The organism is Streptacidiphilus alkalitolerans (assembly GCF_042511045.1).
Taxonomy (GTDB): Bacteria; Actinomycetota; Actinomycetes; order Streptomycetales; family Streptomycetaceae; genus Streptacidiphilus; species Streptacidiphilus alkalitolerans.
In genome coordinates, this window is the sequence record NZ_JBHEZX010000002.1 from 488,864 (window position 1) to 502,888 (window position 14,025).

The following is a 14,025-nucleotide window of genomic DNA, read 5'->3' on the forward strand; positions in this document are numbered from 1 at the left end:
TACTCGATCGGCGGTTGCGGTGTCAGGAGCGCACCAGCGGTGCGGTCCCGGTCTGGCCGACCGTCCCGAGGACGGCCTGCGGGACGGCCTGCGGCACCGGCTGTGGATCAACCGTGCTCCGGCCGTTGGTCGTTGGGGGTTCCTCCGGGTGACGCCGGGCTGACGGCCGGGCGTCGGCCGAGTGCGCCTGCAGCAGCGCCGTCAGCTCGTCCGCCTCGACGGTCCGCGAGCGGGCGGCAGCGGCCAGCCGCTCGGCCAGCCGGTGCAGCTCGTAGGCACCGCCGGGGGCGGGGCCCACCTGCTGGTCGGCGGCCAGCGTCCGGGCCGCCTCCTCCCCGAGCCGGAAGCCGAAGGCGCGCAGCCGACGGCGCACCAGCTCCACCGCCTGGCCCGGGGTGTACGGGTCCAGTTCGGCGTACACGGCGAAGGTCTGGGCCAGCTCGTCGTAGTCGGAGAGCGCCTGGGTCAGCTCCGGGCCGCCACCGCAGAGCACCAGCACGGCCCCGTGGTCCCGCACCGCGAGCTGGGCCAGCGCGTCCAGCACGGCCCCCCGGTGCTCGGCGGGCCGCCGGTCGAAGGCGGCGTCCCAGGCCACGGCCAGCACGCCGCCCTCGGCCTCGGTCAGTGCGGCGGCCAGCCGGTGCAGGGGCTGCTGCGCCCAGCGGACCGGGACGGCGGATAGCTCGATCCGGTGCGGGGCGCCGTGCGGCAGCAGGTTCAGCTCCGCCAGGGCGCGGGCGTACGCCTGGGCCAGGGCCAGTCGTCCGCTGCCGGACGGGCCCTGCAGCACGGCGTGGGCCAGGCTCTCGGTGGAGCGGCCTGCGGCGCGGAGTCGGGCCAGGCCCTCCAGCCGATCGACCAGAACCTGACGGGCACTGTCCAGGCCGACCAACTCTGCGAGAGCGCGGAGCGGCTCCGCCGGGGGCTTCGCCGTCGCGGCGGCGGGGGCCGCGGGATGTGCGGGGGCGGCCGGTTGGGGGGCAACGGCGGCTGGGTTCTCGGGCTGCGCCTGCGGCTGGGGCGTGGACCGAGGTGTGAGCAGCGGCCCAGGCGTGGGCTGGGCCTGCGGCTGCGGGGAGGTCTGTCGAACAGTCAGCGATGGCTGCGCAGCGGCAGGTTGGGGCTCGGGGACTGGGCCCGGGGGAACCGCCCTCGCGGCAGGCTGCACCGGAGCGGGCTGCACCACCGGGGCCGGCCGCGCCGCCGCAGCGGGCTGGACCGGCGGGAGGAGTACGTCCGCGCCGGTCAGTCGGCTGAGCTCGCTGTCGTCCTGCGGCGGGCCGGAGGCCAGCCGGGAGGCCTGGCCGCTGATCATCTCCTCGAAGACCTGCCGGGCCACCCGCCCGTTGCCGAAGGTGGCCCCCTTCGGCACCAGGTCGAAGTAGCGGTCCAGCGCCTCCAACGCGCTCTCGTCCAGCTCGTAGTAGTGCTTGGCGCACAGCCCCCGGACGATGGTGACCAGCTCGTCCGGGCTGTAGTTGGGGAAGGCCACGCTGCGGGCGAAGCGTGAGGCCATACCGGGGTTGGACGCCAGGAACTGGTCCATCTGCGCCGAGTAGCCGGCCACGATGACCACGATCTCGTCGCGGTGGTCCTCCATCAGCTTCATCAGCGTCTCGACCGCCTCCTGGCCGAAGTCCGGTCCGGTGCCCCGGGACTGGTTGGTCAGGGTGTAGGCCTCGTCGATGAAGAGCACGCCGCCGAGCGCCTTCTGGAAGACCTCGGTGGTCTTGATCGCGGTGCCGCCGATGATCTGGGCGACCAGATCGGCCCGAGCCACCTCCACGATGTGGCCCTTGCTGAGGATGCCGAGCTCGGCCAGGACCGCGCCGTAGAGCCGGGCCACGGTCGTCTTGCCGGTGCCGGGCGGTCCGGCGAAGACCAGGTGGCGGCTCAGCGGCGGCATCGGCAGGCCCATCTCCTGGCGCCGCTGGGCCATCTTGTTGAGGTTGATCAGGCCGGTGACCTCGCGCTTGACCGACTCCAGTCCGACCAGCGCGTCCAGGTCCGCCAGCGGCCCGGTGCCGGTGTGCCGCAGGCCCTCGGGCGCGCCGGGAGCCCCGGCGGCGGAGCTGTTCGACGCACCGTCAGTTCCTTTACCGTCCGGGCTCTGCGCCGTGCCGGGACGGCTGCCGGTGTCCAGCCGCTCCACGGTGACCGGGCCGCCGGGCTTCAGCTCGTGCACCGGGCTGCCGCCGTTGTCCCGGATCTCGCAGTCGTGCACCCGTACCGGCGCGTCGGTGTTGCAGCGCACACCGTCCGCACCGTTGTCGAAGATCCGACAGCCGCCCAGGTCGGCCCGGCCGGAGGCCTGCACATGCACACCGTTGCGCCGGGCTCCGCCGATCCGGCAGCCGACGGCGGTCAGCAGGCCACCCGCGACCCGAATCCCGTCCGCATCGGAGCCCGTGAACTCGCTCTCGGAGGCCCGCAGTTCACTGTCCGCGCCGACCAGTGCCTCGCCGCCGTGCACCGAGCCGGAGACAAACTCCGCCTTGGCGCCACCGGCCAGCGTCAGGGGTGTACCACCGGCCGCGGTCAGCCGCACCTGGCTGAGGCGGGCGGTCACCTCGCCGTCCAGTTCCACGCCGAGCGCTCCGGGCGGCACGGCGATCTCGCCGCCGTTCAGGCTGAGCGTCACCCGGCCCTGGGCGCGGACCGCGACCGCTGCGGCGTCCCGCACGGTCAGGCCGACCGCCTCGGCCGCACCGGCGGACTCGACCAGCAGGGCGATCGGGGAGCCCTCGATCCGGCACTGGTCCAGCACCGCGCGGGCGTCGGCGGCCACCCGAACGCCGCCCACCGCCGCCCCGCTGATCACACAGTCGCGCAGCAGCGGCGCGGCCCCGGCGCCGACGTGCACCGACTGTCCGGCCGAGCCGGTGAAGACGCAGTCCAGCAGGCTGATCGCGGCGCTGCTGGTGAGATAGGCGTCCAGGTGGACGCTGTCGGCCACGGTCACCCGACGCAGTTCGGCGCGGCCCTGCTGCTCGACCGCGACGGCGGGCTTGCCGCTGCGTTCGATCCGGCTGGACTCGACCACGGCCGCTCCCTCGCCGTTGACGCAGATGCCGTTGCCCCGCGCGCCGGAGAGGGTGCAGTCCCGGACGGTGAGCCGCCCCTGCTCGGCCACGACCACGGCCGAGGAGCCGACGTCGCTCACCCGCGAGCGCTCCATGACATTGCCGCCGCCGGAGGTGACCACGATGCCCGCGCCCTGGGCGTTGGTCACCGTGCAGTCCCGGAGCGCCAGTTCGCCCTGCTGCCAGGCCAGCACGGCAGCCCAGGCCTCGCCGGAGACCTGGCAGCCGTCCAGCGCGGCCTGGCCGCGCCGCACGTCCAGCACCGGGGCCTCCGGGTCGGCGCCGGAGAGCAGCAGCCCGGAGAGCTGCACCGCCTCGGCGTCCAGCACCACGGTGCTGCCGGAGGCACTGTGGACGGTCGCCGAGCCGGCCGGGTCGGCGGCCAACGTCACCGGGCGAATGATCAGCAGCGACTCCTCGTACCGCCCGGGCGCCAGAGTGATCAGGGTGCCGTCCCGGGCGTCGGCCAGGGCGGCGGCAACGGTCCGGTAGGCGCCGGGGCGGTCGGGCGAGACCGCCAGGATGTGACGGCTCATGGTGCTGCTCCCTCAGGGGCCTGGCCCCGGTCGGCGGCGGGCCGCAGGCGGTCCCGGGCTATCAGCAGGCCCGGCGGGTTGCCGAGGACGCCTGGTGTCTCTTCCTGCTCCGAACGGCTCTCAAGCCCGAGCGCGGTGACGGAGCGTTCGAGGCTGTCGAGGGCGATCTCGTCCAGCGGCAGCCGCCGGGCGGCCGGGTCCGCGAGCACGGCGGTCCCGGCGTCCGGATCGGCGGCGGCCTCGGCCGGGGACAGTTCGCGCAGCAGCACCACCGGGCGGTCCCCCGACTCGTCGGTGCGCAGCACCTTGAAGGCCGTGCCGGGCAGGAACAGCACCCGGTCCGGCGCGTGCGGGTCGAGCAGGGCGGTGCGGCGGGCGGTCATCGACCAGATCAGGAAGTCGGTGCCGTCGGCCGGGGCGGGCGGGGGCGCGGTCCAGCCGGTGCAGAAGGCCCACTCGACCGCGGTGCGCCCGTCCGCGTACCAGGCGCGCTCGGTGGCACTGAGGCGGGTGCGGAGCAGGACCGGGCCCCGGTAGGAGGGCAGTCGGCGCAGGCCGGCGGTGACGCAGCGGGCCAGCGGAACGTGCGGCCCGGCCGCGGCGGCCCGGATCGTCTCGTCCACGGCCGCGCTGTCGCCGGAGAGGTAGAGCCGGACGGCGACAAGGTCGGTCAGCGCGTCGGCGGCGTCGCTGCGGGAGGCTCCGCGCAGGCCCGGCGACTCGGACATCACCCGCGAGACCGTCCCGGCGATGGCGTTGTAGCGGGAGCTGAACGTACGTCGCACCCACGCCCGCTCCTGCTCAAGACCGCGCTCCGGCGGCACCACGCTGGCCGCCTGCCCGGGCGCGGTCTGCACCCGCACCCCGCCCACCGGCTGCGGGGGCGGCGGCACCGTCACCGGCGCGGGCGGCGACGGCACGGCCACGCTCTCGGGCACCGCCCCGGACTCCATCCGGATCCTGGGCACCGCGAGCGTGGCTGACGCCGTCTCGGGAGGCTCGGCGGGCGACGGAACCGTGGGGACGGTGACGGGAGGAGGCGGCTCGGCCTCGACGAGGCTCGGTAGCGGCCGGGCCGCACTGGGCGTACTCAGCGCCGCATCGGTGGCAGCAGCCGAGGGGGGTGCAACCTCGGTGCGGGAAGGGGAAATTGGCGGGCCCGCCGGGTCTCCCGGCGGGAGGTCGGGCTGCCCGGGCTCGGGTCGGGGGCCGCCCTCCGCGGGGTACCCGGCGAGGGCCGCCGCGATGCGGGAGAGGCCCTCGGACCGCGCCTCGGCCGGGCCGTCCCCGGCAGACGGCGGTGCCGGCGTCAGCGGCGGGAGTGGTGCCGGGGTCTCCGGCCCGTCCGGCCCTGCCGGGTCGTCCGGTCGGGCCGGGGTGGGAAGCGGGACGTCCGCCGCCGTCGCGGTGGGGTCCGTCGCCGTGGGGGCCAGCGGCAGCGGCGGGGTGCCCTCGGAGGAGAGGGCGTCCAGGCCGGCCGCGCCGAGGGCGGCCGCGAGCGCGCCGCCGGGGCCGGCGGCTTCGGACTCGGTGCGGGGACGGAGCGGGGACGGGGCCAGGCCAGGCGCCTGAGCCTGCGCCTGCCCGCTGTCGGCGGCCGACCACATCCGAGGGCGCTCGGATGACGGTACGTCAAAACCCCCACCCAGCGCCGCGTCCGGGGCAGCGCCGGGAGCGGAGCCGGGGCCGGCAGCCGGGCCGGACGGCGCAACCACCGGAGCGCCGACGTCGGCGCGGGGGATCCAGGGGGCCAGGTGCAGCGGGCGGCGCTCGGCGGCCCGCGCGGCGGCGACCGCGCGCCAGTCGTCGGCGGTGGGCGGCACCGTCCAGGCGTGGTCGTCGGCGGCTGCCGTCAGGCCGGGGGCGTCGGCGGGGGCGACCCGGAACGCCTCGCGGCTCTCCGGGTCGAGCCGCCAGAGCATGTCCTGCGCCAGGGCGCGCATCCGCTCGGCGGTGGCGGGGGTGCTGCGGTCGTAGAGGATGACCGGGTGCCCGGGGGCGCAGGGCAGTCGGCGGACGTCGTCGGCGCCGGACGGGTCCGCGACCGGCCGGATCCAGAGCCCGGAGGAGATCACTTCGAGCACCGCGTCGGCGGCGTACTGGTAGAGGCCGGGGCCGAGTTGGCGGACCTCGGTGACCGGGTGCCGGAGGCCGGCCAGGCCGGGCGGCGGGGCTTCGCCGTCGGCGCCGCGCGGTGAGTAGACGAGTTCGGCGGCGAAGGGCGACCAGCCGGGCGAGCCGTCCCCGCGCAGTCCCATGATCCGGACCCGGCCGCTGCCGACCGGGCCGTCACCGGCCTCGATCGTGGGCATTCCGGCGTAGAGGACGACCTGCCGGCCGATCGCGTCCGCCAGTTCCTGGCCGACGCTGACCCCGCCCTCGGGCAGGGCCACCGGGCCGAAGTGGATGAAGCGGACCCAGGAGCGCACCGAGTGCATGACGGTGTCCCAGACCCGGACGATGTCGTCGAGCGGCACGGCGGGCCCGCCGGGGCTGCCGAGGACGACGTTCATCAGCTGCGGGTGGCTCGGCACCCGGTCCACCAGGCGGCGCCAGCCGGCCAGCGGCGGGCTGGGGCGGGCGCTGCGCACCCAGACGCCGCTGGGCACGGCCTCGACCACGCCGTAGGGGCTGCTCTCCCAGGGCTGGTCGCTGGTGGAGAACTCCCACATGGGCTTGGGGAAGCGCAGCGAGTCGCGTTCCAGCGGGCGGCCGGGACGCATCCGCAGCCAGCCCGCGCCGTAGTCGGCGGGGATGAAGAGGCCGCCGTGGGCGGTGGGCAGCAGTTCGCCGTCCGGGGCGAGCACGGTGCGGCCCAGCCGCTCGGCCAGCAGTCGGCCGACCTGGCGCGACTCCTGGGGGGTGGCCCGGCCGAAGACCAGCCGCAGGCTCGCGCCGGGCAGGCCGTCCAGCAGCCGGGCGAGTTGCTGCCAGTGCGGCTCCAGCGCGCCGAAGGGCAGGTCCACCACGACCAGGGTGTGCTGGGTGTCGGGGGCCAGCCGGTGTGCGAAGGCGAGCGCCTGCGGGTCGGCGCCGCCCTTGGGGTGGATCAGCATGGCGTCGCCGGCCTGCCGGAGCCGGAGCGCCAGCAGGGTCCGGGTGCGGGGGGCCGCCGTGCCGGCGCGCATCGAGGCCATCGGGTTCACCCGCCCTGGACGGTGAGTCGGGCCGCGGCGGTGGAGAGCACCGGCCCCTGCGGCAGGACGGCGAGCAGCGCGGCGGGCAGTGGGACGGGTGCGGCGCCGCCGAGGCCGAGGGTGGCCCGGGCCTGGGTGTCGCCGAGCGGGTAGGCCACGCCCTGGTCGCTGATCAGGTAGGTCTGCGGACTGCTCTGCTGCCGGGCCAGCTGCTCCTGGTTCACCGCCACCACCCCGGTGTCGGGCGGGAGTTGGACCGCCCGGGAGTCGGTGCCGGCGGGGGCCTCGACGGCCACCGTGCTGATCCGCGCCCCGTCGGCCTGCTGGCGCAGGCAGAGCGCGGTGCTGCCGGTGGCGCTCTCGGGGGCGTTCAGCACCTCGGGCAGGTCCGCGCCGGGCACGGCGGCGGAGACGGGGGCGGCGGCCATGTCCGCGGCAGTGACCTGACGGGTGCTCAGGGCGCCGGGCCGGGCCGCGAGCAGGGCCGCCTCGGTGGGGCCGATCGGGGCGACGCCGGTGCTGGTCATCACATACTCGTGGTCGGTTCCGGCGGCGCTGGTGCGGAAGGTCTGGCCGACCACGGTGGCCCGGCCCGCGACGGCGGCGGCCGGGTGTCCGCTGCCGGTGATCGGGGCGGCGGTCAGCGGGGTGCCCACAGGCAGGTCGGCGAGCCAGTCAGCGGGGGCGGCGTGGGGCCGGTCGCCGTCCAGGCCGAGGGCGATCAGGGCGGCGGCCTCGGGCACCGGGTGCAGGACGCCGCGCCACAGCAGCGAGCGGCTTCCCTCCGGTCCGGTGAGCAGCACCTGCTGGTCGGCGGGCAGCGGAGTGCTGCCCGCGGTCGGGGCGAAGTCGACCCGTTCGGCCCCGCTGCCGACCCCGGTCGCGCCCACCCCGGTGGGGGCCAGGCACCGGGTCCAGACGGCGCCGCCGAGCGCGGCGGGCAGGGCGTCGGGCGCTCCGGTGATGCCGACCGGTGCGCCGTGGGGGGTTCGGCCCAGGTCCTTGGCGGAGACCTCGCGCAGGGTGGCGCCCTTGCCGAGGATCAGCAGCGCGGAGGCGTAGTTGCGCACCGGGCGCAGGGTGCCGCCGAGGAAGAGGTAGCGGGTGCCGGTCTGCTTCTCCATCACGATCGTGCCCGGGGTGCGCCAACTGTCGGTCACGGGTGGGGAGATCAGGCCGTAGACGCCGAATCCGGCGCAGAGCAGCACCACCGCGCCGGTGCCCAGCACGGTGCCCAGGGCGGCGCGGCGTCCTGGCCGGTCGCCGCGGCCGGGGTCGCCGGTGAGCAGCGCGGTGGAGAGGCGGCCCATGGCGAACTGGTAGGCCTGCAGGTGGTCGCGTCGGGTCTGCATGCTCCGTCTCCTCTCAGCCGGCCAGCGAGCGGAAGTAGCTGTAGGCGTGCAGGGTCTGCAGCAGCAACGGCAGCAGCGCCACGGCGGTGGCCGTCTCCAGCAGGTCGCCCGCATGGCCCCAGATCGGCAGCAGCCGGGCGGTGGGCAGTCTCAGCGCGGCGAGCAGCAGCAGGCCGGCGGCCGGCAGCAGCACGGCGAGCAGGGCCAGCCGGTGGCCGGAGTCGCCGGGCACCGCCCGCACCAGCAGCAGCACGGCCAGGCCGAAGGCGGCGGAGAGCACCGTGGGCACCCGCTGCGGGATGCGGACCAGGCCGCGGGCGCGCAGCAGCACCGCGGCGGCGAGGACCAGCGGCAGCACCCAGCCGATCCAGCCCTGATCGTGCGCCAGGTACCAGAAGCCGACGGCGTAGACCAGGCCGGAGCCGAGGCTGAGCACGTCCAGGCAGGCGTTGGCGAAGTCGACCCGCTGCTCGACCCGCTCCTGCGGCTCGGGGTCGAGCTCCTGCTGCAGTTCCTCGGCGTTGTGCGGCAGCGCGGGCACCCGGAGCCGGGCGGCGCGCAGGGCCAGCCGGGGGCCGGGGAGTCCGAGCACAAAGAGCCCACCCGCGACGATGCCCACGGCCTGAGCACCGTGCCAGTCGGCGGCCTGCATCAGCCCGCCGCCCACGGCGGCGGCCACGGCGGTGAGCAGGGCGGTGCCGGGCAGCAGCGGGGGCAGGGCGCGCAGCGCCAGCAGCGCGCCGGCCAGCACCGCGACGCAGCCGGCCGCGGTCAGCACGCCGGGCAGGCCGGGGGCGTAGCCGCCGTGCTGGCCCTGACGGAAGGTCAGCCCGGCCAGGCCGCCGAAGGCCAGCGCGCCGAGGCCGGCCACGGTGGCCACCGAGCGGGCCCCGGCGGCGGCGTGCTCCCGGCCGAGCGCCGCAGCGGCGGCAGCCGCTCCCAGCAGGACCGCGGTGGTGCCCGCGCCCAGCGCGGTGGCGGCACCGGGACCGCCGCCGAGCAGTCCCACGGCCAGGGCCAGCAGCGCCAGGACGGACAGGGCCAGCGCGAGTCCGCGGGTGGTCCTCGGCTCCCAGCGGCCGGGGCGGGCGCTCACCACATGGGCGACGCCGTCGGCGAGGTCGTCGAAGTGCAGCGCGGGCAGCGGGTCGTCGGCCGGGCGCAGGTGCAGCGTCTCGCCGTGGCGCAGCCGGTGGCTCTCGACGGTGCCGTCCGGGTCCAGCGGGTCCTCGCCGAGGCGCTGGAGCACCCAGGCGGTGCCCGGCTCGACCGCGGGGGCGCCGAGCCGGCGGAGCAGTACCGGGAGCAGCGCGGAGACGGGGGTGGCCACCGGCACGGCCAGGTCGGCGCTGCCGCCGGGGCCGACCACGGTGAGCCGGCACACCTCGGTGCCGGTGAGGGTCGGCGCGGTCGCGGTGGGCGGCACGGTACTCCCGTTCGGGTCGCGGAGGCGGGTCAGCGGGTTGCGGCGGTGCGGCGGGCGACGGGGGCTCGGCGGAGCGGCCGGGGCCGGTGCGGGCGACGGCGGTTGCGTACTGGTCACCGGCCCTCCACCAGGCCGGTCTGCACCAGTCGGACCGAGCGCCGGGTGACCAGTTGGGCGCGACCGGCGGGCAGCGTGCGGGGCTTCGCCTCGCCGATGAACTTGCCCTCCTCCTTGGGGTAGGAGAAGAGCAGCGCCGGGTTGCCCAGCTCCCACATGCGGCGCAGCAGCGGGTCGGACATGGCCCGCATCGCGCCGGAGGTGCTGCGGGCCACCACCAGGTGCATGCCGATGTGCGGGCCCTGGGCCAGCAGCGGCAGCAGCGGGGCGAGCGGCGAGGGGGTGCCCGCCGCGCCGCCGAAGAGGTCGTAGTCGTCCACCACCACGAACAGCCGGGGCCCCTGCCACCAGTCGCGGCGGGCGAGTTGCTCGGGGGTGATCTCCGGACCCGGCACCCGCTTGTTCATGGAGACGGCCGCGTTGGCGGCGAGCACGGCCAGCGCGTCGCGTTCGACGGCGTAGCCGACCCGGTACTCCTCCGGCACGCTGGCCAGCAGGCCGCGACCGGGGTCGGCCACCATGATCCGGGCCTGGTCGGGGCTGCAGTGCTCGGTGAGGGCGCGGATGACCAGGCGCAGTGCGTTGGTCTTGCCGGTCTCGCCGTCGCCGAAGGCCATCAGGTGCGCCTGGGTCGAGAAGTCGTGCCTGACCGGTTCGAGCCGCTGTTCGTCCCAGCCCAGGGCGATCTTCAGATCGCCTTCCGGGGGCGGCAGTTGGGCCACCGGCAGCCGGGTGGGCAGCAGCCGCACGCCGGGGGCGGTGGGGCCGGTCCAGAAGGTGTCGATCTCGGCGACGGCCGCCTTGGTGGCCTGGGTGAGGTCGGCGGTGGCGGCCGAGCCGTCCAGCCGGGGCAGGGCGGAGAGGAAGTGGTGGCTGCCGGAGGTGATGCCGCGGCCGGGGCGGTGCGGGACGGCCTGGGCGACCCGCGAGCCGACCTCGGACTCCATCGGGTCGCCGAGCCGCAGCTCGAACTTGGTGCCGAGCAGATCGCGAAGCCGGGGCCGCAGCTCGGACCAGCGCACCGCGGAGGCGACCACGTGGATGCCGAAGGAGAGGCCGCGCGCGGCCAGTTCGATGACCCTGGGCTCCAGGTCCTCGTAGTCCTGACGGAGCGTGAACCAGCCGTCCACGACCAGGAAGACGTCGCCGTAGGGGTCCTCGACGCCGCCCCGGGCGCGCTGGGCGCGGTAGGCGGTCATGGACTCGAGGCCCAGGTCGGCGAAGGCCTGCTCGCGGCGCTCCAGCAGCTGGCTGAGCTCGGCGACGGTGCGCAGCACCCGGTCCCGGTCGAGCCGGGAGGCCACCGAGCCGACGTGCGGCAGCCCGGAGGTGGAGGCCAGGCCGCCGCCGCCGAAGTCCAGGCAGTAGAACTGGATCTCCTCGGGGGTGTGGGTCAGCGCCAGCGAGAGGATCAGCGTGCGCAGCAGGGTGGACTTGCCGGTCTGCGGGGCGCCGACCAGGCCGATGTGGCCGTCGGCGCCGGAGAGGTCGGCCACCAGCAGTTCCCGCAGCTGCTCGTAGGGGCGGTCCACCATGCCGAGGGCGACCCGCAGCGAGCCGGTCCCGGCCGGTCCCGGCGCGGACATGCCGCGGGCCGGGTCGGGGACGATGCCGGGCAGCAGTTCGTCCAGGCTGGGCGAGGAGTTGAGCGGGGCGAGCCAGACCTGACGGGCGGGCGGCCCGGCCTCCTCCAGCCGGCCGACCAGCAGTTCGAGCAGGCTCTCGCCGGGCTCGGCGGGCTCGTTGGGGTTCACCGCCGGCCGTTCCTGCTGCCGCTCGTGGGCGGCGGTCAGCTCCTCGACCCGCTCGGAGAGCAGCCGCCCCTGCCGGGCCAGCGCGAACGGGACCACCTCGAGTCCGGCGTCGGACCCGGCGCTCTCGGCGCTGATGCCCTCGACCCGCGCCGGGGCGGGACCGGAGACGTAGGCGGCCTTGAACCGGACCAGATTGGTGGTGTCGATCTTGAGGAAGCCGTTGCCCGGGGCGGACGGCAGCTCGTAGGCGCTGGCCACGCCGATCACCGAGCGCGACTCCATCGCGGAGAAGGTGCGCAGCGCCAGCCGGTAGGAGAGGTGGCCCTCCACCTTGTGGATCCGGCTCTCGTCCAGCCGCTGCGAGGCCAGCAGCAGGTGCACCCCGAGGCTGCGCCCGAGCCGGCCGATGGAGACGAAGAGGTCGACGAACTCGGGCTTGCTGGCCAGCAGTTCGGAGAACTCGTCGACGATGACCAGCAGCGAGGGCAGCGGGGCCAGGTCCGCGCCGCCGCCGCGGGCCTTCTCGTAGTCGTAGAGGGAGGAGTACCCGGCGGTGCGCAGCAGCTCCTGACGGCGGATCATCTCGCCGTTGATGGAGTCGCGCATCCGGTCGACCAGGTGGATCTCGTCGGCCAGGTTGGTGATCACGGCGGAGGTGTGCGGCAGCCGGTCCATGCCGAGGAAGGTGGCGCCGCCCTTGAAGTCCACCAGCACCAGGTTGAGCACCTCGGAGGAGTGGGTCACGGCCAGGCCGGTGACCAGGGTGCGCAGCAGCTCGCTCTTGCCCGAGCCGGTGGCGCCGATCAGCAGGCCGTGCGGGCCCATGCCGCCCTGCGCCGACTCCTTCAGGTCCAGCTCGACCACCTCGCCCTCGTCGGTGACGCCGAGCGGCACCTTGAGCCGGGCCGACTGCTCCAGCCGCGGGCGCCACTTGGCGGCCACGTCGAAGCCGTGCGGGTCGCGGATGCCGAGCAGCGCGGAGAGGTCGAGGTCGGACTCCAGCGCCCGGTCGGCCAGGTCCACGCTGCCGCCGGTGCGGAACGGGGCCAGGGTGCGGGCGAGCGCCTCCGCCCCGGCGGCGCTCAGCGCGTCCGCCTCGGCGGTGACGGTGGACTCCCCGCTGGGGAACTCCACCGTGCCCTCGCGCAGCGCCAGCCGGAGCACCTTGGGCCCGCCGGTCATCGCGCCGGTGGCGTCCAGCAGCAGCACATTGCGCAGCCCGCCGGTCAGCAGCCGGGAGGAGTCCGGCAGCCGCAGGCCCTGGGCCAGGACGACGACATAGGGCTCGGCGGTGCTCGGCGCGGCGGCCGGGTCGTGGTCGGGCCGGTCGCGCACCTCGGAGCCGAGCAGGTCCAGCAGCGCGTCGTGGTCCTCGGCGGCCAGCCGCAGCGGCCCGGCGTCGTCCTCCTCGGCCCGGTGGGCGTTGTGTGGCAGCCACTTGAGCCAGTCCCAGTCGGCCTGCGCCGCAGGGCCGCCGAGCAGCGCGACCCGCAGTTCCTCCGGCGAGTGCAGCGCGACCAGCTGGCCGATGACGGCGCGGGCCAGCGCGATGGCGTCGGTGCCGGAGCCGGCCAGCTCGACGGCGGTGAACCGGCGCAGCGACACCGGGACCGGCAGCCGGGGCACCACCTGGTGCGCCTTGGTGAAGCGGCGCAGCGAGACCGCCGCGAGCGGTTCCAGGTCCTCCACCGGGCGGGTCTGCGGGGGCAGGAACTCCATGGCCGCGCGGCGCGGTCCGAGCCCGATCCGCACCCGGGCGAAGTCCTCGTGCCCGGGCCTGCGCTCCCACAGCCGCGGGCCCTGCACCAGGGCGGTCAGTCGGGCCGGGTCGGGGTTGTCCCAGAGCAGCGCGGCCCGCTGCGCGTCCGCGGCCTGGCGCGCCTGGCGGCGCTTCTGGCCCAGGTAGCGCAGGTAGTCGCGGCGCTCGGCGTGCATCCGGCGGCGGCGCTCGCCGCCGGAGCGGCCGAGCTGGGTCAGCGTCATGCTGACCATGGCCACGCCCATCATCCCGGACATCATGTAGGTGCTCGGCCCGGCGCTGCGCATGGAGAACATCAGCGCCATGGCGCCGACGCCGAGGCCCATCGGGAGGTAGAGGAGCGCGGAGCCGAGGTCCGCCGAGGCGGGCTCGCCCAGCACGGGCGGCTCGGCCAGCTCCGCCTCGCCCTCGGGCATGGCCGGACCCTCGGCCCGCGGGCTGCGCTTGACCTGGACAGTGCTCACGGCGCAACGCTCGCTTTCCGCATCGCTCCGGCCTGCGGCCGGGGCCGCGGGCTTTCGGGCCTGCTTCGCCCGAACGAGGCAAGTTTGACCGCTGAGTTGGATCGTTGGGTAGTCCCACCAGCCCCTGGACCAGGTAATTTGACGAATGGTCACCTTGCGGACCCGCCGCGTCCAACTGTGCAGGTCCCGTGGTTCGCTTTCCCCTTCGCCGCCCCGGCACCGCGGTCAGCCCGAGCGTTGGACCTGTCGCTCCGCACCGAAGAAGCCGAGCGCCCGGTGCTCGGCGGCGCCCCCGCGAGGCCGTCCACGCCGTCCCCGTCGACGACCACCGAATCGGGGGTTGCATAACGACAGTCACCGATATATCGTTAGTGATGTCGGTCGGATGGAAGACCGA

General features: G+C 75.8%; 5 protein-coding genes. All 5 read right to left on the reverse strand.

Annotated features, from left to right (window positions below):
* Window positions 1-22: 22 nt before the first annotated feature.
* The 5 genes from ACEZDG_RS05900 to eccCa are packed head-to-tail and all read right to left on the reverse strand — an operon-like array spanning window position 23 to window position 13,628.
* Entirely contained in the window at window positions 23-3,619 is a 3,597-nt protein-coding gene (locus tag ACEZDG_RS05900) for a right-handed parallel beta-helix repeat-containing protein (RefSeq protein ID WP_380503331.1), read from the reverse strand.
* Window positions 3,616-6,756, reverse strand: coding sequence for a hypothetical protein (locus ACEZDG_RS05905; protein ID WP_380503334.1), 3,141 nt, complete (start codon window positions 6,754-6,756; stop codon window positions 3,616-3,618). Before ACEZDG_RS05905 ends, ACEZDG_RS05900 begins: the two co-directional genes overlap by 4 nt.
* A 5-nt stretch (window positions 6,757-6,761) precedes the next feature.
* Window positions 6,762-8,108 (reverse strand): type VII secretion protein EccB, encoded by a 1,347-nt coding sequence (gene eccB, locus ACEZDG_RS05910; protein WP_380503337.1) that lies wholly within the window; start codon window positions 8,106-8,108, stop codon window positions 6,762-6,764.
* Between the two features lie 13 nt (window positions 8,109-8,121).
* Entirely contained in the window at window positions 8,122-9,651 is a 1,530-nt protein-coding gene (gene eccD / locus ACEZDG_RS05915; protein WP_380503339.1) for a type VII secretion integral membrane protein EccD, read from the reverse strand.
* Window positions 9,648-13,628 (reverse strand): type VII secretion protein EccCa, encoded by a 3,981-nt coding sequence (gene eccCa, locus ACEZDG_RS05920; protein WP_380503342.1) that lies wholly within the window; start codon window positions 13,626-13,628, stop codon window positions 9,648-9,650. The genes eccD and eccCa overlap by 4 nt, the downstream gene beginning before the upstream one ends.
* Window positions 13,629-14,025: the final 397 nt, after the last annotated feature.